General features: G+C 65.4%; 24 protein-coding genes. 2 read left to right on the plus strand and 22 right to left on the minus strand.

Features of this window, described 5'->3' with window-relative positions:
* Positions 1-6: 6 nt before the first annotated feature.
* Entirely contained in the window at positions 7-1,857 is a 1,851-nt protein-coding gene (glmS, locus tag G3T36_RS01055) for a glutamine--fructose-6-phosphate transaminase (isomerizing) (protein WP_163287571.1), read from the minus strand.
* Positions 1,858-1,900: 43 nt separating this feature from the next.
* Between glmS and coaA the strand changes: the two genes are divergently transcribed.
* Positions 1,901-2,854 (plus strand): type I pantothenate kinase, encoded by a 954-nt coding sequence (gene coaA / locus G3T36_RS01060; protein ID WP_163287572.1) that lies wholly within the window; start codon positions 1,901-1,903, stop codon positions 2,852-2,854.
* 236 nt (positions 2,855-3,090) lie between these two features.
* Here coaA and G3T36_RS01065 read toward each other — a convergent pair whose 3' ends face one another.
* From G3T36_RS01065 to truA, 8 genes are all read right to left on the minus strand, one after another.
* Positions 3,091-3,978, minus strand: a complete 888-nt coding sequence (locus G3T36_RS01065; RefSeq protein WP_163287573.1) for a hypothetical protein — start codon at positions 3,976-3,978, stop codon at positions 3,091-3,093.
* Between the two features lie 148 nt (positions 3,979-4,126).
* Complete coding sequence (locus tag G3T36_RS01070) at positions 4,127-5,455, minus strand: MATE family efflux transporter (protein WP_205244981.1); 1,329 nt, start codon at positions 5,453-5,455, stop codon at positions 4,127-4,129.
* On the minus strand, positions 5,442-6,428 hold the full coding sequence (locus tag G3T36_RS01075) for a nitroreductase family protein (protein WP_163287575.1): 987 nt from the start codon (positions 6,426-6,428) through the stop codon (positions 5,442-5,444). The genes G3T36_RS01070 and G3T36_RS01075 overlap by 14 nt, the downstream gene beginning before the upstream one ends.
* On the minus strand, positions 6,425-7,483 hold the full coding sequence (locus G3T36_RS01080) for a SagB/ThcOx family dehydrogenase (RefSeq protein ID WP_163287576.1): 1,059 nt from the start codon (positions 7,481-7,483) through the stop codon (positions 6,425-6,427). The genes G3T36_RS01075 and G3T36_RS01080 overlap by 4 nt, the downstream gene beginning before the upstream one ends.
* A 465-nt stretch (positions 7,484-7,948) precedes the next feature.
* Positions 7,949-9,313: a phosphoglucosamine mutase gene (glmM, locus tag G3T36_RS01085; RefSeq protein WP_163287577.1), complete on the minus strand. Its 1,365-nt coding sequence runs from the start codon at positions 9,311-9,313 to the stop codon at positions 7,949-7,951.
* A 27-nt stretch (positions 9,314-9,340) separates the two neighbouring features.
* On the minus strand, positions 9,341-9,838 hold the full coding sequence (gene rpsI / locus G3T36_RS01090) for a 30S ribosomal protein S9 (RefSeq protein ID WP_163287578.1): 498 nt from the start codon (positions 9,836-9,838) through the stop codon (positions 9,341-9,343).
* 49 nt (positions 9,839-9,887) lie between these two features.
* Positions 9,888-10,334 carry a 50S ribosomal protein L13 gene (gene rplM / locus G3T36_RS01095; RefSeq protein ID WP_163287579.1) on the minus strand — a complete coding sequence of 149 codons (447 nt, stop codon included), beginning with the start codon at positions 10,332-10,334 and terminating at the stop codon, positions 9,888-9,890.
* Between the two features lie 210 nt (positions 10,335-10,544).
* Positions 10,545-11,453, minus strand: coding sequence for a tRNA pseudouridine(38-40) synthase TruA (gene truA, locus G3T36_RS01100; protein ID WP_163287580.1), 909 nt, complete (start codon positions 11,451-11,453; stop codon positions 10,545-10,547).
* A 62-nt stretch (positions 11,454-11,515) separates the two neighbouring features.
* On the opposite strand from truA, the gene G3T36_RS01105 reads away from it, so the two are divergent.
* Complete coding sequence (locus G3T36_RS01105; protein ID WP_163287581.1) at positions 11,516-13,462, plus strand: acyltransferase family protein; 1,947 nt, start codon at positions 11,516-11,518, stop codon at positions 13,460-13,462.
* Between the two features lie 21 nt (positions 13,463-13,483).
* Here the strand turns inward: G3T36_RS01105 and G3T36_RS01110 are convergent, their stop codons facing one another.
* From G3T36_RS01110 to rpsE, 13 genes are all read right to left on the minus strand, one after another.
* Positions 13,484-14,506: a GNAT family N-acetyltransferase gene (locus tag G3T36_RS01110; RefSeq protein ID WP_163287582.1), complete on the minus strand. Its 1,023-nt coding sequence runs from the start codon at positions 14,504-14,506 to the stop codon at positions 13,484-13,486.
* Positions 14,507-14,603: 97 nt separating this feature from the next.
* On the minus strand, positions 14,604-15,161 hold the full coding sequence (gene rplQ, locus G3T36_RS01115; protein ID WP_163287583.1) for a 50S ribosomal protein L17: 558 nt from the start codon (positions 15,159-15,161) through the stop codon (positions 14,604-14,606).
* A gap of 53 nt (positions 15,162-15,214) precedes the next feature.
* Positions 15,215-16,207, minus strand: coding sequence for a DNA-directed RNA polymerase subunit alpha (locus G3T36_RS01120; RefSeq protein ID WP_163287584.1), 993 nt, complete (start codon positions 16,205-16,207; stop codon positions 15,215-15,217).
* A 113-nt stretch (positions 16,208-16,320) separates the two neighbouring features.
* Positions 16,321-16,719 carry a 30S ribosomal protein S11 gene (gene rpsK, locus G3T36_RS01125; protein WP_163287585.1) on the minus strand — a complete coding sequence of 133 codons (399 nt, stop codon included), beginning with the start codon at positions 16,717-16,719 and terminating at the stop codon, positions 16,321-16,323.
* Positions 16,720-16,763: 44 nt separating this feature from the next.
* Positions 16,764-17,138 carry a 30S ribosomal protein S13 gene (gene rpsM, locus G3T36_RS01130; protein ID WP_163287586.1) on the minus strand — a complete coding sequence of 125 codons (375 nt, stop codon included), beginning with the start codon at positions 17,136-17,138 and terminating at the stop codon, positions 16,764-16,766.
* Positions 17,139-17,274: 136 nt separating this feature from the next.
* Complete coding sequence (rpmJ, locus tag G3T36_RS01135; RefSeq protein ID WP_011186712.1) at positions 17,275-17,388, minus strand: 50S ribosomal protein L36; 114 nt, start codon at positions 17,386-17,388, stop codon at positions 17,275-17,277.
* 79 nt (positions 17,389-17,467) lie between these two features.
* On the minus strand, positions 17,468-17,689 hold the full coding sequence (infA, locus tag G3T36_RS01140) for a translation initiation factor IF-1 (protein WP_021759551.1): 222 nt from the start codon (positions 17,687-17,689) through the stop codon (positions 17,468-17,470).
* Between the two features lie 213 nt (positions 17,690-17,902).
* Entirely contained in the window at positions 17,903-18,733 is an 831-nt protein-coding gene (map, locus tag G3T36_RS01145; RefSeq protein ID WP_163287587.1) for a type I methionyl aminopeptidase, read from the minus strand.
* A gap of 12 nt (positions 18,734-18,745) precedes the next feature.
* Positions 18,746-19,393 carry an adenylate kinase gene (locus G3T36_RS01150; RefSeq protein ID WP_193570839.1) on the minus strand — a complete coding sequence of 216 codons (648 nt, stop codon included), beginning with the start codon at positions 19,391-19,393 and terminating at the stop codon, positions 18,746-18,748.
* On the minus strand, positions 19,390-20,712 hold the full coding sequence (secY, locus tag G3T36_RS01155) for a preprotein translocase subunit SecY (RefSeq protein ID WP_163287588.1): 1,323 nt from the start codon (positions 20,710-20,712) through the stop codon (positions 19,390-19,392). Before secY ends, G3T36_RS01150 begins: the two co-directional genes overlap by 4 nt.
* 112 nt (positions 20,713-20,824) lie before the next feature.
* Positions 20,825-21,547, minus strand: coding sequence for a 50S ribosomal protein L15 (rplO, locus tag G3T36_RS01160; protein ID WP_163287589.1), 723 nt, complete (start codon positions 21,545-21,547; stop codon positions 20,825-20,827).
* Complete coding sequence (gene rpmD, locus G3T36_RS01165) at positions 21,547-21,732, minus strand: 50S ribosomal protein L30 (protein ID WP_163289005.1); 186 nt, start codon at positions 21,730-21,732, stop codon at positions 21,547-21,549. The genes rplO and rpmD overlap by 1 nt, the downstream gene beginning before the upstream one ends.
* Positions 21,732-22,400 (minus strand): 30S ribosomal protein S5, encoded by a 669-nt coding sequence (rpsE, locus tag G3T36_RS01170; protein WP_338031506.1) that lies wholly within the window; start codon positions 22,398-22,400, stop codon positions 21,732-21,734. Before rpsE ends, rpmD begins: the two co-directional genes overlap by 1 nt.
* Position 22,401 lies beyond the last annotated feature (1 nt).

A 22,401-nucleotide genomic window follows, 5' to 3' on the forward strand; every position in this document is an offset into this window, starting at 1 on the left:
TGGCAGCTATTCGACCGTGACGGACTTGGCCAGGTTGCGCGGCTGGTCGACGTCGAGCCCCTTCGCGCTGGACAGCTCCATCGCGAAGATCTGCAGCGGGATGACCGCCAGCAGCGGCTCGAACAGCGGCGCCGCGAGCGGAATCGGGATCACCTCGTCTGCGAACGGCAGCACGGCCGCGTCACCCTGTTCGGCGATCGCGATGACGCGGGCGCCGCGGGCGCGGATCTCCTGGATGTTCGAGACGACCTTCTTGTGCATCTCGTCCGAACCACGCGGGCTCGGCACGACGACGAACACCGGCTGACCCGGCTCGATGAGCGCGATCGGCCCGTGCTTCAGCTCACCGGCCGCGAAGCCCTCCGCGTGGATGTACGCGAGCTCCTTCAGCTTGAGCGCACCCTCCATGGCGATCGGGAATCCGACATGGCGACCGAGGAAGAGCACGGCACGCGTGTCGGCCATCCACTTCGCGAGCTGCGCGATGCTGTCGTGGGACTCGAGCACTTTGGAGAGCTTCGCCGGGATGGCGGCGAGCTCGTCGAGCTGCCGAGCCTGCTCGGGCACCGAAAGCGTCCCGCGAACGCGGGCGAGGTGCAGCCCGAAGAGGTAGAGCGCAGTGATCTGGGCGACGAATGCTTTCGTCGAGGCGACCGCGACCTCGGGACCGGCGTGCGTGTAGATCACGGCGTCGGATTCGCGCGGGATCGTGGCGCCCTGGGTGTTGCAGACGGAGATCACCGTCGCGCCGGCCTCGCGGGCGAACTTGACAGCCATGAGCGTGTCCATCGTCTCGCCGGACTGGCTGATCGAGATCACGAGTGTCTTCGGCGTGATCACCGGGTCGCGGTAGCGGAACTCGTGGCTCAGCTCGACCTGTACGGGCACGCGGGCCCACTGCTCGATGGCATAGCTGCCGACCTGGCCGGCGTATGCCGCGGTACCGCACGCGATGATCGTGATGCGGTCGATCCCGGCGAGCACATCGTCGCCGAGGGCTTCGAGTTCGGGGATGACGACCTGGCCGTCGTGATGACGGGCGCGCATGGTGTTGGCGACCGCATCCGGCTCTTCGCTGATCTCCTTCGCCATGAAGCTCGACCAGCCGCCCTTCTCCGACGCCGAAGCATCCCAGGCGACCTCGAACGGCTCGACCTCGACCCGTTCGCCGTCGAAATCGGTGACGGTGACCGAGTCGGGAGTGATTGTCACGATCTGGTCCTGGCCGATCGCGACGGCGTTGCGCGTGTGCTCGACGAAGGCGGCCACATCGGAGCCGAGGAAGTTCTCGCCCTCGCCGAGACCGATGACGAGTGGTGAGTTGCGGCGGGCGCCGACGACGACGCCGGGCTCATCCTGGTGAAGGGCGAGCAGTGTGAACGCGCCTTCGAGGCGGCTGACGACGAGACGGAACGCATCCTGAAGGCTGCCGGTCGCGCGGTATTCGCGGCCGAGCAGAACGGCGGCGACCTCGGTGTCGGTCTCGCTCGTGAAGGCGAATCCCTCGGCGAGCAGTTCGTCTTTCAGTGCAGCGAAGTTCTCGATGATCCCGTTGTGGATGACGGCCAGGCGTCCGTCATCTCCAAGATGCGGATGCGCGTTCCGGTCGGTCGGCCCGCCGTGCGTCGCCCACCGCGTGTGCCCGATGCCGGTCGAGCCATTACCGATCGGGTTGACCTTGAGATCGTCGGTCAGCACCGACAGCTTGCCGGCCCGCTTGGCCGTATGAAGGTCACCGTTGTCGTCGATGATCGCGACACCCGCGGAGTCGTAGCCCCGATATTCGAGTCGCTTCAATCCACCGAGGAGGACCTCGAGACTCCTGTCAGTACCGACGTACCCCACGATTCCACACATGCACCCGATTTTAGCCTGACCCAAACCTCTAAACTGGTCGCCTATGGCTGAAACAGGCGCAGGCACAGGTAACGGCCAGACATCCCCCTTCGTGGAACTCGACCGCGCCGACTGGGCTGAGCTTGCCGAATCGACCACGCTCCCCCTGAAGGAGACCGAGATCGTGCAGCTGCGCGGCCTCGGGGATCCGCTCGACATGCGCGAGGTCGAAGAGGTCTACCTGCCCCTCAGCCGTCTTCTCAATCTGTATGTCGCCGGCACCAAGCAGTTGCATCGCGTGACCAACGAATTCCTCGGGGAGCGGGCGCAGAGCACGCCCTTCGTGATCGGTGTCGCGGGCTCGGTCGCCGTGGGCAAGTCGACGATCGCCCGGCTTCTGCGTGAGCTGCTGTCGCGCTGGGACGACACGCCCCGGGTCGAACTGGTGACCACCGACGGCTTCCTGTTGCCCAACGCCGAACTCGAGCGCCGCGGGCTCATGGAACGCAAAGGCTTTCCGGAGTCGTACGACCGCCGCGCACTCCTCCGGTTCGTGACCGAGGTGAAAAGCGGCGCCGCCGAAGTCCGCGCTCCGTTCTATTCGCACCTCAGTTACGACATCGTGCCCGGCGCGCAGATCGTGGTACGGCGGCCAGACGTGCTGATCGTGGAAGGCCTGAACGTGCTCCAGCCCGCGGGCGGAGGCAACCGGCTCGCCGTCAGCGACCTCTTCGACTTCAGCGTCTACGTCGACGCCCGCACCCGGGACATCGCGAACTGGTACGAGGACCGCTTCCTGAAACTCCAGCGCGGAGCCTTCGCGAACCCCAAGTCGTACTTCCACCGGTACTCGTCGCTCACCGAAGAGGAGGCGAGGGCGCGAGCGAGCATGATCTGGGCGAGCATCAACGAGCCGAACCTTCTGCAGAACATCCGTCCCACGCGGTCGCGGGCGAAGCTCGTGCTGCGCAAGGATGCCGACCACACGGTCAGCTCGGTGCTGCTGCGCAAGCTCTGATGAGGCTCAGCCCTCATCCGCCTCCGTATCAACCCCTTCGACGGTTCGCGATCCTGCGAATCGGTCGCGAACTCGCAGGACAACGGGTTTGACGAGTGCCGTCACCGCCCAGAACCCCAAAAGGATCGGCAGCAATATCAACGCACCGAGAATTGCACCTGTGAGATCCAACCGCGAATCCTTTCTCATACCAAACGTCATTTCACATGAAACATATCGGCGCAGCCCCGCTTACCTCAAGTCCACGGGCTGGCCAAGCCGGAACGCGCGGCTTCACCATGAACCTGAAGCGCTCGTCGAACTCGCACGAGGCCGCGAGCATGCGTGCCAGTCGCGCGTCTGAGCACTGCGGTGGCTGCGGAGGTGAAGAAGCCCGGCCAGGTCGCCTCGATCGTGTTCCGCATAGCCATCCAGCTCGGCTCGTCGAGTGATCTTTGCGCAAGCGGTAACAGTCGCTTCACCTGGTACAGCAGGTGAAGGGCATGCTCATCGAGGCCGAGTCCGGACAACCGTCCTTCAGCGACGATTCCCCACCCTTCCAACAATTCCCGGTCGAGCCGCGCTTCCTGAGGTCGAATCGGCATGAGGGCTCGGTAGTCGCACGCGTGCCCGGCCACTTCGTGCGCAACAGCAAGAAGAAGACGAGACGCAGCGAACGGGTCACGAGCGCTCAGCATCCGGTAGTGCGGCGAAACGAGGATGACTGTTCGGCACACGGGTGGCAGGGGAACGAACATGGCCTGGTCGACGAACCGGTCCAGCGACGGCGGCGCCTCGATCGCTGCTACCGGATCCGGAACGCCCAGCGCACGCGAAATCCGTGACGCCAGGCGAGAGAGATCGGTGTCGCCGAGTCCCCACTTTCTGGTCAGGCGCATCCCGAGTGCCTGAAGATCGCCGCCCGTCACCTCTGCCGCCTCCGCAATTGCGGCCAGGAGATCGTTTGTTTCGCCCTCGACAAGGGTCACCTCCTGAGGGCGGGAGCGCCCACGAGCGGGTGGCCGATCCGACTCCCGGAGCCACGTCTCCGAGGCGATGGCGCCGCCGATTGCGAGGCGGTCGAGGACCGATGAGCCGGAGCCGAGGCTTCGTCTGTCGAGCCATGCGGCGAGAGGGCGGAGCATCTCCGTCGCGATCCGAAAGCCACTTCGGCGGGTGATTTCGGCATAGGCGACAAGACTTCGTGCGATGAACTCGCGCTCGGACGGCGTGGAGGCGTCTAGATCCGACGGGAGTGATCCACCATGCACCCACCACTCACCGAACGTCAGCTCATCGACGAGGGGGTTGCGCACTGGACTCCGCCCGCTCGAGGCAGACTCTGACCTGCTGTTGGCTGATGAGCGCACGGCACAGCCAATATCCGGCGAGGCCGGCGAAAGCGCCCGGCGCGTGAAAGAGCAGGCACCCGATCAGAGCCACAGGAATCTGCACCCCCCACACGGCGATCGTGTTGCTGACGAAATCGAACCCGGTTCGTTTGGCGACGCGAAGGATCGTCACGTTGGCGTAGGCCCAGCCAGCGATCGGAGTGAGGGCGGCAACGCAGAAGATCAGCACCGCAGCGACATGCTGCACTGCCGGATCCGGGCTGGCGAGCGCGGCGATCGGCCACGCGAGTATCGCAACGAGAGCACCGAGGCCAAGTCCCACACCGACGAACACCCGTCTGATATCACTCGGTGCCGAAACAAGGGCCCGAACGCCGATGCCCTCGCGTCCGACAATATAGAGACCAGCAGACGAGAGCGACGACACCAGCACGAAGACGAGAACGTGAACGTTGGTCGCGACTCGCGCTCCGGCCAGGCCGGCGGTGCCTCCGAGCGCCAGTATCAGCGTGAAGACGATGTTCCCGCCGTAGTCCAGCGCGGCAGACCCGACCGCGGGGAACGTGAGCCTCCCCCAGCCGTCGAATTCCTGCTCGACGATCTGCTTGGGGACGATCGCTGTTGCGCCAGAGGTCTCCTGCCTGATCCGCACGGCGAGCCACGGGAGCACTGCGAACGCGCCGATCGAGCTCGCGATTCCGTCCCCGAGTGCACCGAGCCGTGGGAAGGGCTCGATCCCGTAGACGAGCACGAAGTCGAAGAGCAGGTTTCCCCCCGACGTCACCAGGAACACGGTCACGGGTGTCTTCAGTCTCCCCCATCCGACAAGCGTGATCACCAGTGCCGCGCTCACTGTCTCCGCGACGACGCTCGGTGATCTGCCCAGCAGGTACGCACCAGCCGCCTCGAGGCTCGGGTTATGAGTTCCGGTACCGAGTTGCTGGAGCGCAAGCGATCCGGTCATGAGGGCGACAAACGCTCCGCAAATCCATGGCGCGAGCCCGCGCATGACTCGTCGCAGCCCCTCAATGCTCCGTGCGCTCTTATCCTTGCCGACAATTCTCGGAGCGAGGATCCTGTAGGCGAGCAAGCCACCGAGCAGGGCGTTGATCGGCAGCTCGTACAGGGTCGCACCGAGCGCGACGCCGGCAAGAGCGTCAGTCGAGAAATGGCCGATGACCAGAGTATCGGTGAGCCCGACGACCACCCCGCCGAGAGAACTCAACGCCATCGGCGCCGCAAAGCGAACGAGTTGCTTAGCCCCGATCATGCGTCGGTTCTGCGCTGGGCCCGGAGAACGAGATCGCGTGTACGACCTCATGTTCGAGGCCTGCGCCCAGTCCGAGGAATTCGTTTGCGACGACATCGTCTATGGCTGGGGTCATGTGGGGAACGATGTAGCGTGCGGCAAGGGACCAGAGCAGTTCGTTGGCGACTTTGGCGGTGTCTATCCACAGGCCACGAAGCGCCCGCGCATGACGATACCTCCATTGATGCCGCTTGACGTCGGACACGTAGACGACCGAAGCGGCCGCCGTCGCCGTTGCAGGCTGACCCACGATCACGGTTCGCATGATCGAGCGGAAGTCGCCCTCCTTGAGAAGGCCCATGGCGTGCGCGTTCACGTCGTATCGGTACAGCCCCGAGGCAATCCCGCTCACCTCATAGACGACCAGATAGACATCCAGCGAGGGGCCGAAGTTCGTCATGGCGTTGCCGGAATCGGCAGCGATCTCGGGCGAACGGAAGGCAGCCAGCTTGCGTGTCGCTTCCCAGAGGACAGCGCTGAGGTCGGTCAGCCTGAGCTCTGTTCGTTCAGGAACAAGCGTGGTCCTTCGCCGACGCAGTATGTCTGCTCTGGTCGCCCGCGGGGGCACCGGTCTCGCAAGAGTCGTCCAGGACAGATCGACCGGGACCTCTTCCGTCGGTATGGGGTGTGCCCGACTGTACCGGTCCAGAACCCGCGCGTGGACGGCGCGGTAGTCCGGCGTCGTGTCGTGATAATGCTGATCGAGGGTAGCGAGATAGAACGGAAGGGCATCGCTCCAACCGTTCGCATCCCATGCTTCATATGCGGCGAGATCATGCTGGCCAGAGGGAACCGACTCGGCGATGCGTCCGGCGAGGACGGACCGGGCAAGTGCGAGAGGCTCCGCGCGGAATGATCGGTTTGCACTCAGACTGCGCACTTCGACCTGCGGATCGCTGCCGCGCTCCCACGCACGAAAACGGATTCTGTTCATGAGTTCAACCTCGATTTCCCTATGCGCTTCTCTGGCGACTCCGCCTCGGCGGCCAACCCGATCGAAACGAGATAGGAAGGACTTTCGACGGCCAAGCCGTCGCTCCCGATCAGGCCTGCGAGATATGAATCCACGAATCCCTGATGACCGTGCGCGACGAGACCGTCCGAGTCACCCAGGGCTTCGACGAGCCCTCCGAGATGGCCTGCGTCGTAGTACAGGGTTCGCAGCGTTCTGGGTTCCCGGTAGCGGTACATGTTGCGTTCGAAGTGCGAAGTGATCACGAAGATCGCGCGAGTGGGCGCCGGAAGACGGAATGCTCCCGGTAGCCCGTCTCGAAGGTCCCGGTCGTCCGGGGGCAATGCGCCTACCCGACCGAGCGTCTGTTCGAGCGTCGCGACATGATAGACACCGCGCGACAGTCCTTCAACGGATAATGCAAGCAGATAGAGCTCGGATGGGTGCCGCGACCCGCCCGACGGACTTGTGCGATGGATGTAGTCCGCGCCCGGCGTTCGTGACCGCATTGTTTCGATCGGTAATGCCGCCACCGACGCGATGTCGAGGAGTCGGTCGACCAGACCGCGGTCGTCCGGTGATGACAGGCGATCCAACGATTCCTGGATTCCTGGGAGGGGTCGTACGTCGATGCCCTTCTGGGGCAGCGCTCGCACCACGTCCGGCCAAGCGGCAGCATATTCACGCATGCGCTCCTTGTCGACTTCCTGTCCGCGCTTGGAGTAGTCCTCGAATGGATAGCTCCACGTCGAAAGCAGATAGTCATATGCTTCTGCCCACCCGAACGCCGCCCAGTCGGAGAGAGGATCGTTCTGCGGTCCATCGCACTCCGAAAGAACGCCGAGCAATGTGAGCGCCAGGATTCTCGATGAAATGACATCGTGATCTCCGTGAGGCCGGAGCGCCGCTCGGACATCGTGCGGCTCAGAGGGCTGCATGAATGCGATCACCACAGCCGCAGTCGGCGCGTCGACAGCCCAGGATCGTCGCTGTTCGAGATTGCGAATCTCCCATCCGCTGCGCTCGTCATAGAACACGCGGACAGCTTGAGAGGTTGATAACACAGGTTCGACCGATTCTCGAAGGCGGGGCCCGGAGGATGATCCTCCGGGCCCCGCGAATTACTCAGCAAACGATGTTGCCCTGCTGAATGAGAGCAGGAGCCGGCTCAGTAATCTCTTCGAGCACGAGCTCGGCGCTGTTGTTTTCAGTCATTTCAACCCCCGTTCCCAGTTAGAATGACGATCTGATATCACGCGTCATTTCATATGAGACTGTACAGGAAAATGTGTTTGTACCTCAAGTTCATATGCACGATAGACAAAAAAGGACCCCACCTCGAAGGGTGGGGTCTTGACCGGAGCGAACGCGCACTCGTTTCGTCCGAGCGCACTCAGTGGTACTAGTGCGACGGGACGAAACGAGTGCGACGAGTCGGAAGTAGTGCGGGTGAGTCGGGCCGCGCGCTCAGCGCGTGAGCCCGCGGGGCGGCCGCGCGGCCGCTACAGACTCAGGCGCTCCCGCACGACGTCGGCGAGCTCGTGGGCCAGGCGGTCGGCGGTGTGCTGGTCGGCCGCCTCGACCATGACGCGCACGAGCGGCTCGGTGCCCGACGGGCGCAGCAGCACGCGGCCAGTGGAGCCCAGCTCCGCTTCAGCCGAGCGGACCGCCTCGGCGAGCACGTCGTCGGTGTGCACCCCGTGGTGGTCGACGTTCTTCACATTGACCATGATCTGCGGGTACACGGTCATGGCGGTGGCGAGCTCCGCGAGCGACTTGTGCTGACGAGCCATCTCGCTCAGCAGGTGGAGGCCGGTCAGGATGCCGTCACCGGTCGTCGCGAACTCGCTCATGATGACGTGGCCGGACTGCTCGCCGCCCAGCGAGAACTTGTGCTCGTTCATCTCTTCGAGCACGTACCGGTCGCCGACGCGGGTCTCCACGACGGTGATGCCGGCTTCGCGCATGGCGATCTTGAGGCCCAGGTTGCTCATCACCGTGGCGACGAGCGTGTGGTCGCGCAGCGCGTTGCGCTCGGCCATGCCCAGCGCGAGGATCGCCATGATCTGGTCGCCGTCGACGATCCTGCCGTTGGCGTCGACTGCGAGGCACCGGTCGGCGTCGCCGTCGTGGGCGATGCCGACGTCAGCACCGGCTGCGACGACCGCCTCGGCGAGCTTGTCGAGGTGGGTCGAACCGACTCCGTCGTTGATGTTGATGCCATCGGGCTCGTCGCCGATGACGGTGACGCGTGCTCCTGCGTCGTGGAAGACCTCGGGCGACACTCCGGCCGCAGCACCGTTCGCGCAGTCGAGGACGACGTGGATGCCGTCGAGACGGTGCGGGAGGCTGCCGAGGAGGTGGACGACGTAGCGGTCTTCGGCATCCGCGAAGCGTCGGATGCGGCCGACACCCGCGCCAGTCGGTGCGAGCTTCGGCCCCTTCGTCATCGCGGCTTCGATGCGGTCCTCGACGATGTCGGGCAGCTTGGTGCCGCCGCGCGCGAAGATCTTGATGCCGTTGTCGGGCGCGGGGTTGTGCGAGGCCGACACCATGACACCGAAGTCGGCGTCGCTGTCCGCGATGAGGAACGCGAGCGCCGGCGTCGGGATGACGCCGGCATCGCGCACGTCGATGCCCGAGCTCGCGAGGCCGGCCATCACCGCAGCAGAGATGAACTCGCCCGAGACGCGCGGGTCACGCGCAACGATGGCGACAGGGCGCTTGCCCGCCGCACGACGGGCCTCAGCGCTGCGGCCTTGCGTCAGGACTGCAGCAGCAGCCTGGGCAAGACCGAGCGCGAGGTCGGCCGTGAGATCTCCGTTCGCGAGACCGCGAACACCGTCCGTTCCGAAAAGGCGTGGCATGAACCGCAGCCTAAGCGTCCGCGACGCTTAGCGCTTGGAGAACTGGGGCGCCTTGCGAGCCTTCTTGAGACCAGCCTTCTTGCGCTCCTTGACGCGAGCGTCACGGCTGAGGAAGCCGGCCTTCTTGAGGGTCGGGCGGTTGTTCTCCTGGTCGATCTCATTCAGGGCGCGCGCGATGCCAAGGCGCAGGGCGCCGGCCTGGCCGGAGGGGCCACCGCCGGTGATGCGGGCGATCACGTCGTAGCTGCCCAGGAGGTCCAGAACCTTGAACGGGTCGTTGATGAGCTGCTGGTGGAGCTTGTTCGGGAAGTAATCCGCGAACGCACGGCCGTTGACCGTGATGGTGCCGGAGCCGGGGACGAGACGCACGCGGGCGATGGCCTGCTTGCGACGGCCCACAGCTGCGCCGGGAACGTTCAGGACAGCGCGGGGGGCCTTGGGGGCCGACTCCGCGGGAGTCTCGGTCGAGTAGCTCTCGACGTTCTCGGCAGCTGCCGAGTCGATGGTGTCTGCGATCTTCGCCACGATGGTGTGAATCCTTTGTCTTAGAGTCGAAAAGTCTGTCGCCGGGCGCTTACTGCGCGACCTGGCCGAGGGTGTACGGCTTCGGCTGCTGGGCCGCGTGCGGGTGCTCGCTGCCCGTGTAGACCTTCAGCTTGCGGAGCTGCGCGCGACCGATCGAGTTCTTCGGAAGCATTCCACGGATCGCCTTCTCGACGGCGCGGACGGGGTTCTTCTCGAGCAGCTCGGCGTAGGTGACCGCCGTGAGACCGCCCGGGTAGCCCGAGTGGCGGTATGCCTTCTTCTGCGCAGCCTTGGCGCCGGTGAGGGCGACCTTCTCTGCGTTGATGATGATCACGAAGTCGCCGCTGTCCATGTGCGGTGCGAACGTCGGCTTGTGCTTGCCGCGCAGGAGCGTGGCGGCGTGGCTGGCGAGACGGCCGAGGACGACGTCGGTGGCGTCGATGACGACCCAGTCGCGCTGGATCTCATTGGCCTTGGGGGTGTAAGTGCGCGTCACAGTAGTGGCTGCTTTCTTGTCGGAGTTGGGTGTTCGTGAATCCCGCTCCGTTGGGAGTTCGCACACACTCGGACAAGTGCAGTGGAACGCCGCAGGTGGAGGGCTCAACTTCGGATGCCGTGCGCAGGGGCGCGGACACCAAACAGCAACTCTATTTCATCGGGTACGCAAGCGTCAAACCGGGTGACGGTCACCCGCGCTCGCCCGCTTCTACTCCATCTGCTCCGACCGCTCCGCCAGCTCCGGATGGAGCGACCTGAGCGCGCGCGTCTGCTCGGCCCGCTCCGCGAGTTCCGAGTCGCCCGGATACCCGACCTCGACCAGCGTGAGGCCTCGCGCCGGCATGACCTTGAACGCGCTCGACCTCATGCCGAGGTCGCGCAGCAGCACCGCATCCGTCACCGCGAGCTTTCCCTCGCCGACACCCACGCACGCACCGACGAGTGCACGCACCATGCTGTGGCAGAACGCATCCGCCTGCACATCGCCGACGAGCACGCCGTCGTCGTCGCGCCTCCAGCCGAACGTCTGGAGCGTGCGGATGGTCGTGGCGCCTTCGCGTGGCCGGCAGTAGGCGGCGAAGTCGTGGAGACCCACAAGGCTCGACGCGGCCGCATCCATCGCATCGACGTCGAGCACCACCGGAACCCAGGTCGTGCGGTGACGCTGCAGCGGATCCCGTGACGACAGCTGATCGGCGATGCGGTACCGGTACCGACGCCACATCGCTGAGAAGCGTGCATCGAACCCTGCCGGTGCGAGCGTGCAGCGCGACACGACGATGTCAGGAACCGGACCGAGGATGCCGTTCAAGCGGCGGGCGAGCGCGGCCCCGGCATCCGTGGTCCGCGGCGTCTTCCCGCGAGCGCGGAGGAGGCTCGCGATCTGGTCGCCGGTGAGGTCCAGATGTGCCACCTGGCCGGCAGCGTGCACCCCCGCGTCCGTCCGGCCGGCCACCGTCAGTGTCGGCGCCGGGCCGTGTCGTCGGAAGATCGTCGCCAGGGCTGCCTCGAGCTCGCCCTGCACGGTACGTAACCCCGGCTGTCGCGTCCAGCCGTTGAAATCGCTGCCCTGGTAGGCGATATCCAGCCGGAACCGGGTCGTCGCCTCGTCTTCCACGACCGCAAGTCTAGAGTCAGCTGGGCTCGGTGTCGTCGGGGCTTGTTATCGTTAAGCCCGCTTTGACACTCACTATCACCGCTTCCGCACCGTTCACGCCGCTGCCCGAAACCGCCGACGCACGCGTCCGCGGCACGCAGCCGACCCGGTTCGCCGGCCTCGACGGCCTCCGTGCTCTCGCCGTGCTGGGCGTGGTCCTTTACCACCTCTTCCCGGGGTTCCTGCCGGGCGGCTTCATCGGCGTCGACGTCTTCTTCGTCATCAGCGGCTTCCTCATCACGAGCCTGCTGGTGCGGGAGCGCACCTCGAGCGGGCGCGTCGACCTGCGGCAGTTCTGGATCAGGCGAGGCCGCCGGCTCGTACCTGCCCTGGTCGCCGTGACGCTCGCCTGCGCGACGGCGGCCGCCTTTGTCGGCGAGTCCGTGCTGACCGGCATCGGCAGGCAGCTTCTCGGGGCCGCGACGTTCAGCAGCAACTGGCTCGACATCGCTTCGGACAGCAGCTATTTCTCCCGGGACACTCCTGAGCTCTTCCGCAACCTCTGGTCCCTCGCGGTCGAAGAGCAGTTCTACGTCGTGTGGCCCCTTCTGCTGCTCGCGGTGCTCGTGATCAGGCACTGGGGTGTCCGCGTTGCGCTCGTCTCGGCGATCGCCATCGCGTCCGCCCTGGAGATGGCCGTGCTTTACACGTCCGGCGGCGACGCGACCCGGGTGTATTTCGGCTCGGACACACACAGCTTCGGCCTCGCGGTGGGCGCCGTGCTCGCCCTGGTCGTCGGCCGGATGAAGCCGGTCGACCTCGATGCGGGCGAGTCGGGCATGCAGTGGTTCGTCCGCCGTCTCCTGCCCGGCGTCGGCGTCGCGGCCCTCGTCGCCCTTGCGGGTGCCGCCTGGCTGCTGCACGACGACAGCGCCGTGACCTACCGCGGAGGTCTCGCAGTCGTCAGCGTTCTTGCTGCGCTCGCCATCTGGGCGGCCGTCTCGCCAGGATCCCGCCTCGGCCGCTCCCTGGACGCGGCGCCGCTGACATTCGTCGGGCTCCGCTCGTACGGCATCTACCTCTGGCACTGGCCGGTGTTCGTCCTCGTGACGGGCGTCGTCGCGCTTCCGGGCATATCCGGGCCGACGTGGGAGACGGGGATGCTGGCGCTGGGAATCACGGCGGTCGCCGCACTGCTGTCTTTCCGGTTCATCGAGACCCCCATCCGCCGTCTGGGTGTGCGCGAGGCCCTCCGACGCATCGTGCTCCAGACCGGCGCGTCGAAGCGGGCGCGCGGCGTCGCCATCGGAGCGGTCGCACTCACTGCCGCGTTGGTCGCCGGCACGGTCACCGCCGTGGCCATCGCGCCGCAGCGGACGGATGCACAGGCCTTCATCGAACGCGGACAGCACGCACTCGCGAAACCGGGGCCAGACGCAGCCGGCCCCGAACATCCGCCGACGCCACGCGGGGCACCCGATCCGCATCCGGTCGCGACCGGCGACCAAATCATGGCGATCGGCGACTCGGTGATGCTCGCCTCGGCGCCCTCCCTCCAGGAGGCCTTCCCGGGCATCCGGATCGACGCAGTGGTCTCCCGCCAGATGCGGGCGGCACCGGCCATCGTCCAGGCGGCGAAGGATGCGGGAGACCTGCGCCCGGTCGTCCTCATCGGCCTCGGAACGAACGGGTCGATCGCCGAATCCACGCTCGACGAACTGCAGCGGATCGCCGGGCCCGGACATCAGTTCGTCTTCGTCACCGTGCAGGCGCCGCGAGGCTGGACCGACGGCGTGAACGCGCAACTCGACTCCTTCGCGGGAGCCCACCAGAAATCGGTCGCGCTCGCGGAATGGAAGAGCGCCATCGCGCCCCACCTCGACCTGCTCGCCGACGACCACATCCACCCGGGCGATCGAGGCGGACGCATCTACGCCCACGTGGTCGACGACGCCCTCCATCGCCTCGCGGAACGGTCGCCGCTCAAGCCGTACACCGTCTGGGGGCGGGGCGGCCCGCGCCCTCAGTGACCCCGGCGTGACGCGAGCGGGTCAGTACTGCCTGATCAGGCAGGTCTCCGAGTTCGTCTGGACGAACCCCATCCGCGCGTAGAGACCGAGGGCACCGGTCGGGTTCTCCGCATCGACGTCCAGCGTGACCTTCTGGCAGCCCTCCGCGGCGCACGCCTGGAGGGTGCGTGAGAGAAGGGCCGGCGCGATGCGCCTGCCGCGATGTGCGCGTGTCGTGCCCACCATCCCGATGTAGGCGCCGGTGAACCCCTGCGACGCCCAGTCGTCCTCGTTCACCTGGCACAGGACGAATCCAGCGACCTCTTCCCCCGCTTCGGTGTTAGCGACGGCCAGGAACGAGATGTCCGGCCGGAAGGTACCGGCCAGCCACGCCTGCCACTGCTCCTCGCTCATCGGCTGGCTGCCCCAGTGGTCGCGGAACGAATCCGTGCGGGCCAGCAGCGTCTGCCGGGCGAGCGCTTCGGTATACGGGACGATCCTGACCTCGTCAGCCGGATCGACGAGCTCGATCGGTTCGCCGAGTTCACGCTCGAGGGAGGCGAAATACCGCGCGGGTTCGAAACCGGCGCGCAGGAACAGGTGTTCGCTCTGGGGTGCGCGGGCATCCGCATAGGTCAGGATCCACGCCGGAAGGTCTTTGTCCGACGCACCCAGCTGCTGCTCGGCGCGCGTCCGCTGCCAGGTGAGCAGTTCGCGCCCGATCCCCCGACCACGGAACTCCGGATGCACGCCACCGTTCAGAAACGACCGCACGATGGTCTCCTGCACGGGCGGCATGACCACCACGCCGACCGCGACAGGGACGCCGCCCGCCGTGAACCCGAGGATCGAATCGACGGAGAGCTCGACGAACGAATACCCGAACTCCTCCTCGACCTCCTCACGAGTGGTCAGGTAGTTCGGATGATCTGCGGCATCGACCTCCTGCAGCAGCCGCCACACCGAATCAACATCGTCGATGGTCGCCGGACGCCACGTGGCGATGAGCGGATGCGCGGGCCGGTAGGTCGGCGGAACGGTCATCCGGTCGCGAACGGGCTTCATCCGTCCACCCTAGCGAGAGCAGTGGTGGGCGGCCCGAACGACGAAGGTCCCCATCGTCGTTGAACGATGGGGACCTTCGAAATGCGTCAGAAGGACGTCAGGCCTTCTCGGCCTCGGCCTCGGAGGTGGTCTCCTCAGCGTCGGCAGCCTCGGCGTCGGCAGTGGCCTCCTCGACGACCTCGGCCTCAGCGACCACGGTCTCGTCGGCTGCGGTCTCCTCGACCGGAGCCTCCTCGACCTTCGGGGTCTTCGGAGCGGCCTTGGTCGACGACTTGGTCGACTTCACCTTCGGGCTGACGGGCTCGAGGACGAGCTCGATCTGCGCCATGGGGGCGTTGTCGCCCTTGCGGAAGCCGAGCTTCGTGATGCGGGTGTAACCGCCCTCACGCTCGGCGACGAGCGGCGCGATCTCCGTGAAGAGCTCGTGGACGACAGCCTTGTCGCCGATCACGGCGAGCACGCGGCGGCGTGCGTGCAGGTCGCCGCGCTTGGCGAACGTGATCAGGCGCTCAGCGAGCGGACGAAGGCGCTTGGCCTTGGTCTCGGTCGTCTTGATGCTCTTGTGGGTGAACAGGGCAGCAGCCAGGTTGGCGAGCAGCAGGCGCTCGTGAGCCGGACCGCCACCGAGACGGGGGCCCTTTGTTGGCTTAGGCATTATCGGTTATCTCCAGTGTTGAAAGTCGAAAGGCGTAGTCGAGACGACAGGCCTTAGATGTTCTCGTCGTCTTCGTAGCCGCTGTAGAAGTGGGCGCCGTCGAACCCGGGAACCGAGTCCTTGAGCGAAAGGCCCATCTCAACGAGCTTGTCCTTGACCTCATCCACCGACTTCTGACCGAAGTTGCGGATGTTCATGAGCTGGGTCTCCGACAGCGAAACGAGCTCGCTGACGGTGTTGATGCCCTCACGCTTGAGGCAGTTGTACGAGCGGACGGACAGGTCCAGGTCCTCGATCGGCATCGATAGTTCGGAGCTGAGCACCTGGTCGACCGGAGCCGGCCCGATCTCGATGCCCTCTGCCGCGCTGTTGAGCTCACGGGCCAGACCGAACAGCTCGGTCAGCGTGCGACCGGCCGACGCGATGGCGTCACGGGGGCTGATCGCGGGCTTGGTCTCGACGTCGACGACCAGGCGGTCGAAGTCGGTGCGCTCACCGGCACGCGTCGCCTCGACGCGGTAGGTGACCTTGAGCACGGGCGAGTAGATCGAGTCGATCGGGATCTGGCCCGCTTCGCTGTACTCGTTGCGGTTCTGGGTTGCCGAAACGTAGCCGCGACCACGCTCGATGGTCAGTTCGACCTCGAACTTCGCCTTGTCGTTGAGCGTCGCGATGACGAGCTCGGGGTTGTGGATCTCCACGCCCGCGGGAGCCGAGATGTCGGCCGCGGTGACCTGGCCGGCGCCGGTCTTGCGCAGGTAGGCCGTGATGGGCTCGTCGTGCTCGCTGGAGACGACGAGACCCTTGATGTTGAGGATGATCTCGGTGACGTCTTCCTTCACACCGGGAACGGTGCTGAACTCGTGCAGCACACCGTCGATACGGATGCTGGTGACAGCAGCGCCCGGGATCGAAGAGAGGAGTGTGCGGCGAAGCGAGTTGCCGAGGGTGTAACCGAAGCCCGGCTCGAGAGGCTCGATGACGAACCGCGAACGGAACTCCGAGATGTTTTCTTCGGCGAGCGTGGGACGCTGTGCAATGAGCACTGTTGTTTCCTTTCGGCTAAGTGTCCGCTATATGACACTTGCGTTGGATCGCGCGCAGAGGACGACGTCGGCATCGCCGGCGCCGCCCCTGCTTACGCGAAAATGAATACTGCTTAGACGCGACGACGCTTGGGCGGGCGGCAACCGTTGTGCGCCTGCGGCGTCACGTCGTTGATCGAGCCCACTTCGAGGCCTGCGGCCTGAAGCGAACGGATCGCGGTCTCACGACCCGAGCCCGGTCCCTTGACGAAGACGTCGACCTTCTTCATACCGTGCTCCTGCGCCTGACGCGCAGCCGACTCGGCGGCGAGCTGTGCGGCGAACGGGGTCGACTTGCGCGAACCCTTGAAGCCGACACCACCCGAGGATGCCCAGCTGATGACCGCACCGGTGGTGTCGGTGATCGAGACGATGGTGTTGTTGAACGTGCTCTTGATGTGGGCCTGGCCCACAGCGATGTTCTTCTTTTCTTTCTTGCGCGGCTTCCGTGCGGCCGTCTTGGGTGCTGCCATGATTTCTCCTGAATCCTAAAGGCGCGTGACTCGCCGGCCGGGGCCTAGCGAGCCTTCTTCTTGCCGGCGACGGTGCGCTTCGGACCCTTACGGGTACGCGCATTTGTCTTGGTACGCTGCCCGCGGACCGGGAGGCCCTTGCGGTGGCGGATGCCCTCGTAGCTGCCGATCTCGACCTTGCGGCGGATGTCGGCGGCGACCTCGCGGCGAAGGTCACCTTCAACCTTGTAGTTGCCTTCGATGTAGTCGCGAAGGGCGACGAGCTGGTCGTCGGTCAGATCCTTGACGCGGATGTTCCCGTCGATTTCGGTGTCGGCGAGGGTCTTGAGCGCCCTCGTACGGCCAACACCATAGATGTAAGTCAGTGCTACTTCCACGCGCTTTTCGCGTGGAATGTCAACGCCGGCTAGACGTGCCATTGTGGCTTCTCCTGTGAGTGATGGAGGTCTGAAACAGCTCCGGTGCCCCGGCCTCCAACCGAGGGTGTCCCCTGCTCACGCAGGTTCTGGTGCTGCTTATTCGTTATTGAGTTATGCCGTTGCGAGAAACCGGGGATCAGCCCTGGCGCTGTTTGTGACGCGGGTTCTCGCAGATGACCATGACCCGGCCGTTGCGACGGATGACCTTGCACTTGTCGCAGATCTTCTTGACGGAGGGGTTGACCTTCATAGTTCTTGTACCTTTTGTTCGCTGTCCTCGTACCTCGCCCGGGGCTACCCGTGGGTGAGGCCGTTACTTACAGCAGCCGTTACTTGTAGCGGTAGACGATACGGCCGCGGGTCAGGTCGTAAGGACTCAGCTCCACGATCACGCGGTCCTCCGGGAGGATGCGGATGTAGTGCTGACGCATCTTGCCCGAGATGTGGGCAAGCACTTTGTGCCCGTTGGTCAGCTCAACGCGGAACATCGCGTTGGGCAGAGCTTCGACCACGGATCCTTCGATCTCGATGACGCCGTCTTTTTTGGCCATAGCCTCACTGTCGCTAAAAGTATTGATTGCTGGTCGTGCGGTGGATTGTGGTGCTCCACGACCCGTCTGGCGGATTCTGCGGGCACACGAAAACGTGTGCAAAACACCAAGGATCAATCTTATGCGATTCCCTCGCTTTTCGCGAATCGCGGAGTATCATCCGCGTTCGCCCTCCGAGATCGGCTCGCCGCAGCCGGGGTATGGCTGAGCGAGCTAGGCGATCGGCGTCGGGGTGATGCCGAACGGCTTCAGACCGGCCGCTCCGCCATCGGCCGCGGTGAGCACCCAGATCCCGTCGGCGTGGACCGCGACGCTGTGCTCCCAGTGGGCTGCAGCAGACCCGTCCTCGGTCGCGACGGTCCAACCGTCGTCGCGAACAAACGTCTCGGGGCTGCCGAGCACGACCATGGGCTCGATCGCGACGACCAGTCCGGGACGGACCTCCGGCCCCTTTGCGCTGACACGGTAGTTGAAGACGGGCGGCGCCTCGTGCATGCTCCGGCCGATGCCATGGCCGACATAGTCGGTCAGGATGCCGTAGTCGCCTCGCGAGACGATGTAGTCCTCGATCGCTTCGCCGACCTCATTCAGGTGACGGGCGCTGACGAGCCGCGCGATGCCCCGCCAGAGCGACTGCTCGGTGACCTCCGAAAGAGTTCTGCGTTCGTCGAACACGTCCGGGCGCGACGGATCGGGCAGGACGAACGTGCGCGCGGCATCCCCGTTCCATCCGTCCACGACGGCGCCGCTGTCAACGGACAGGATGTCACCCGGCTGCAGGATTCGCTCACCAGGGATTCCGTGCACGACCTCGTCGTTGACCGACGTGCAGATCGTGTGGTGGTACCCGGGCTCGAGCTTGAAGTTGGAACGGCCACCGCGCTCGACGATGGCGTTCTCAGCCAGAACATCGAGGGCGATCGTGCTGACTCCCGGCGCGACCGCTCCGGCCACGACGTCGAGGGACGCGGCCGTCGCACGACCAGGCTGGACCATGAGCCGCAGCTGGGCAGGCGACTTGTAGATCGACCGTCGGAAGACCATCGGATGCGCTGGCTACGCGACCGACTCGGAGTCGCGCTCCGAGGCCGGAAGGATTCCGCGGCCGGCGAGAGCCTGCGTGATACGCGAACCGACCTCGTCGACGCCGCCCAGGCCGTCGACCTCGATCAGGAGGCCACGGTCGCGGTAGACGTCTATCAGCGGTGAGGTCTCGCGGAGGTAGACCTCCTGGCGGTGGCGGATCGCCTCCTCCGAGTCGTCGACACGACCCTGCTCCTGCGCGCGCTTCGTCAGCCGGGCGACGACCTCGTCACGGTCGGCCACCAGCTGGATGACGCCGTCGAGACTCTGGCCCTTCTCCGTGAGCAGGTCATCGAGAGAGGAGACCTGTTCGAGCGTGCGCGGGTAGCCGTCGAGGAGGAAGCCGTTTCGCGCGTCATCCTCTTCGAGCCTTTCAGCGACAAGCGCGTTGGTCAGGCTGTCGGGAACGTAGTCGCCCGCGTCGACGATCGATTTGACCTGGACACCGAGCGGCGTGCCGTTCTTGATGTTGGCGCGGAAGATGTCGCCGGTGGAGATGTCGGGGATGCCGTAGACCGAACTGATCCGTTTCGCCTGGGTTCCCTTGCCGGAGCCGGGGGGGCCCACGATCAGCAGGCGCGCCCCCTTCGCCGCAGAGGAGTCGTCAGCGGTACGGGTCATCGCAGCAGCCCTTCGTAGTGGCGCTGCTGGAGCTGCGAGTCGATCTGCTTGACCGTCTCCAGGCCCACGCCGACGATGATCAGGATGGACGTGCCACCGAACATGAAGTTCTGACTCGCCCCCAGCACCGAGAACGCTATGAGTGGGATCAGTGCGATCAACCCGAGGTAGATCGAGCCGGGAAGGGTCACACGGGTCAGCACGTAGTCGAGGTATTCGGCCGTGGGGCGCCCAGCACGGATGCCCGGGATGAACCCGCCGTACTTCTTCATGTTGTCGGCGACCTCTTCAGGGTTGAAGGTGATCGCGACGTAGAAGTAGGTGAACCCGACGATGAGCAGGAAGTACAGCAGCATGTAGAGCGGGTGGTCGCCCTTTGTCAGGTAGTTCGTGATCCAGACCACCCAGGGCGCCGGCGCCTGCCCGGCTTTGGGCTGATTGAACTGCGCGATGAGGGCAGGCAGGTACAGCAGCGACGAGGCGAAGATCACCGGAACGACACCGGCCATGTTCACCTTGATCGGGATGTACGTGTTGTTGCCGCCGTAGGTGCGACGGCCGACCATCCGCTTCGCGTACTGCACAGGGATGCGCCGCTGCGACTGCTCGACGAACACGACCGCCGCAACGATCAGCAGGCCGATGGCGAGCACGATGAGCAGGACCTCGACGCTCTGCGACTGCGCGATGGCGATCAGCGACGGCGGGAACTGCGCCGCGATCGAGGTGAAGATGAGCAGCGACATTCCGTTGCCGATGCCGCGCTCGGTCACGAGCTCGCCCATCCACATGATGAGGCCGGTGCCTGCGGTCATCGTCAGGACCATCAGCAGGATCGCGTACCACGAGTCATCCGTGATGAGCTGCGTGCACTGCGAGACGCTGGTGGTACCGAAGAGGGCGCCGCTGCGAGCCACCGTGATCAGCGTCGTCGACTGGAGGACGCCGAGCGCGATCGTCAGGTAACGCGTGTACTGCGTGAGCTTGCTCTGGCCGGCCTGGCCCTCCTTGTAGAGGGTCTCGAAGTGAGGGATGACCACGCGCAGCAGCTGCACGATGATCGACGCGGTGATGTACGGCATGATGCCGAGCGCGAAGATCGAGAGTTTGAGGAGCGCGCCACCACTGAAGAGGTTGACGAGCGAGTACAGCCCGGACGTGTCCTGGTTGGCTGCGAGGCAGGTCTGCACGTTCCCGAAGTCCACGAAGGGCGCGGGAATGAACGAGCCCAACCGGAACAGGGCGATGATGCCCAGGGTGAAGGCGATCTTCTTTCGAAGGTCTGGCGTACGGAAGATCCGCGCGACGGCGCTAAACAAAGTGCGTCCTGCTTTCCTGTAAGGAGTCAGCCGGGTGACCAGGAGAACTGATCACCCGACTGCACTACTTTACGGGGTCGACCGGAACGCTGCGTCCGGTCGATCCGGGTGACTACTTGACAGAGCCACCAGCGGCGACGATCTTCTGCTCAGCAGAGCCGGAGACCTTGTCGACCGCAACGTTCAGCTTAACTGCAATGTCACCATTGCCGAGAACCTTGACCTTCTCGTTCTTGCGAACGGCGCCCTTGGCCACGAGGTCGGTGATGGTCACATCGCCGCCCGAGGGGTAGAGCTCGGCGAGCTTCTCCAGGTTCACGACCTGGTACTCGACGCGGAACGGGTTCTTGAAGCCGCGAAGCTTCGGAGCCCGCATGTGAAGCGGCAGCTGGCCACCCTGGAAGCCGGGGCGGACCTGGTAGCGGGCCTTCGTACCCTTGGTACCGCGGCCTGCGGTCTTACCCTTCGAACCCTCACCGCGTCCGACGCGGGTCTTGTCCTTCTTGGCTCCGGCGGCGGGGCGCAGGTGGTGGACCTTGAGCACGTGCTCGCGGTTCTCCGTCTGCGCTGCCTTGGCAGCAGGCTTCTCGGCCTTCGCCGCAGGCTTGTCGGCCTTCGCCGCAGGCTTGTCAGCGGAGGCTGCAGCAGCCTTCGTCGACGAAGCCCTGGCGGGAGCCTTCTTCTCGGCGGCCGGCTTGGCAGCCGAAGTCGAGGCGGCCTTCGCAGGCGCCTTCTTCTCCGCAGCCTTGGGAGCCGCGGCCTTCTTCTCAGCGGCGGGCTTGTCAGCAGCCTTGGCGGCCTTCGCGGCCGTGGTTGCTTCCTTCTCGTCAGCCATTAGTCAATCTCCTCGACCTTCACCAGGTGAGCGACGGTGTTGACGTATCCGCGGTTCTGCGGGGTGTCCTCACGGACGACGACGTCACCGATGCGCTTCAGACCCAGGCTGCGAAGCGTGTCGCGCTGGTTCTGCTTTTCACTTACTTTGGACTTGATCTGGGTAACCTTCAGACGCGCGGCCATCATGCACCTGCCTTGGCTGTTGCAGCGGCCTCGGCAAGCGCTGCCTCGGTGCGAAGCAGTCGAGCAGGGGCCACCTGGTCGTAGTCGAGCCCACGACGGGCTGCGACCGCGCGCGGCTCTTCAAGCTGCCTCAGCGCAGCGACGGTCGCGTGCACGATGTTGATCGTGTTCGACGAACCGAGGGACTTGCTGAGCACATCGTGAATGCCGGCGCACTCCAGGACGGCGCGGACCGGGCCACCGGCGATAACACCGGTACCGGCAGATGCCGGGCGCAGCAGGACCACGCCTGCGGCCGCCTCTCCCTGGACGGGGTGCGGGATGGTGACGCCGACGCGGGGAACGCGGAAGAAGTTCTTCTTCGCCTCCTCGACGCCCTTCGAGATCGCCAGCGGCACCTCGCGGGCCTTGCCGTAGCCGACACCGACCAGCCCGTTGCCGTCGCCGACGACGACGAGCGCGGTGAAGCTGAATCGGCGTCCGCCCTTGACGACCTTCGAGACGCGGTTGATGGTCACAACGCGCTCGAGGAACTGGCTCTTCTCGGAGTCGCGGCTGCCGCGATCACGGTTGGGGTTGCGCTCACGACCACCACGACGGGCCTCGCGAGGCTCGTTCTGGGTGGCGATCGTGGATGCGGCGGTTTCCACCGGCGCCTCTGCGGCCACG

This window comes from Leifsonia tongyongensis (assembly GCF_010686705.1).
In the GTDB taxonomy this organism is placed as follows: Bacteria; Actinomycetota; Actinomycetes; order Actinomycetales; family Microbacteriaceae; genus Diaminobutyricibacter; species Diaminobutyricibacter tongyongensis.

Excerpts from the sequence above, each read along its gene's own strand:
- glmS (WP_163287571.1), bottom strand. The coding sequence starts at position 1,857 with ATGTGTGGAATCGTGGGGTACGTCGGTACTGACAGGAGTCTCGAGGTC.
- coaA (WP_163287572.1), top strand. The coding sequence starts at position 1,901 with ATGGCTGAAACAGGCGCAGGCACAGGTAACGGCCAGACATCCCCCTTC.
- rpsM (WP_163287586.1), bottom strand. The coding sequence starts at position 17,138 with ATGGCACGTCTAGCCGGCGTTGACATTCCACGCGAAAAGCGCGTGGAA.
- rpmJ (WP_011186712.1), bottom strand. The coding sequence starts at position 17,388 with ATGAAGGTCAACCCCTCCGTCAAGAAGATCTGCGACAAGTGCAAGGTC.
- infA (WP_021759551.1), bottom strand. The coding sequence starts at position 17,689 with ATGGCCAAAAAAGACGGCGTCATCGAGATCGAAGGATCCGTGGTCGAA.
- map (WP_163287587.1), bottom strand. The coding sequence starts at position 18,733 with ATGGTCTTCCGACGGTCGATCTACAAGTCGCCTGCCCAGCTGCGGCTC.
- G3T36_RS01150 (WP_193570839.1), bottom strand. The coding sequence starts at position 19,393 with ATGACCCGTACCGCTGACGACTCCTCTGCGGCGAAGGGGGCGCGCCTG.
- G3T36_RS01070 (WP_205244981.1), bottom strand. The coding sequence starts at position 5,455 with ATGATCGGGGCTAAGCAACTCGTTCGCTTTGCGGCGCCGATGGCGTTG.
- G3T36_RS01075 (WP_163287575.1), bottom strand. The coding sequence starts at position 6,428 with ATGAACAGAATCCGTTTTCGTGCGTGGGAGCGCGGCAGCGATCCGCAG.
- rpsK (WP_163287585.1), bottom strand. The coding sequence starts at position 16,719 with ATGGCAGCACCCAAGACGGCCGCACGGAAGCCGCGCAAGAAAGAAAAG.
- rplO (WP_163287589.1), bottom strand. The coding sequence starts at position 21,547 with ATGGCTGACGAGAAGGAAGCAACCACGGCCGCGAAGGCCGCCAAGGCT.
- G3T36_RS01065 (WP_163287573.1), bottom strand. The coding sequence starts at position 3,978 with ATGCTCCGCCCTCTCGCCGCATGGCTCGACAGACGAAGCCTCGGCTCC.
- rpmD (WP_163289005.1), bottom strand. The coding sequence starts at position 21,732 with ATGGCCGCGCGTCTGAAGGTTACCCAGATCAAGTCCAAAGTAAGTGAA.
- G3T36_RS01110 (WP_163287582.1), bottom strand. The coding sequence starts at position 14,506 with ATGAAGCCCGTTCGCGACCGGATGACCGTTCCGCCGACCTACCGGCCC.
- glmM (WP_163287577.1), bottom strand. The coding sequence starts at position 9,313 with ATGCCACGCCTTTTCGGAACGGACGGTGTTCGCGGTCTCGCGAACGGA.
- rplQ (WP_163287583.1), bottom strand. The coding sequence starts at position 15,161 with ATGCCTAAGCCAACAAAGGGCCCCCGTCTCGGTGGCGGTCCGGCTCAC.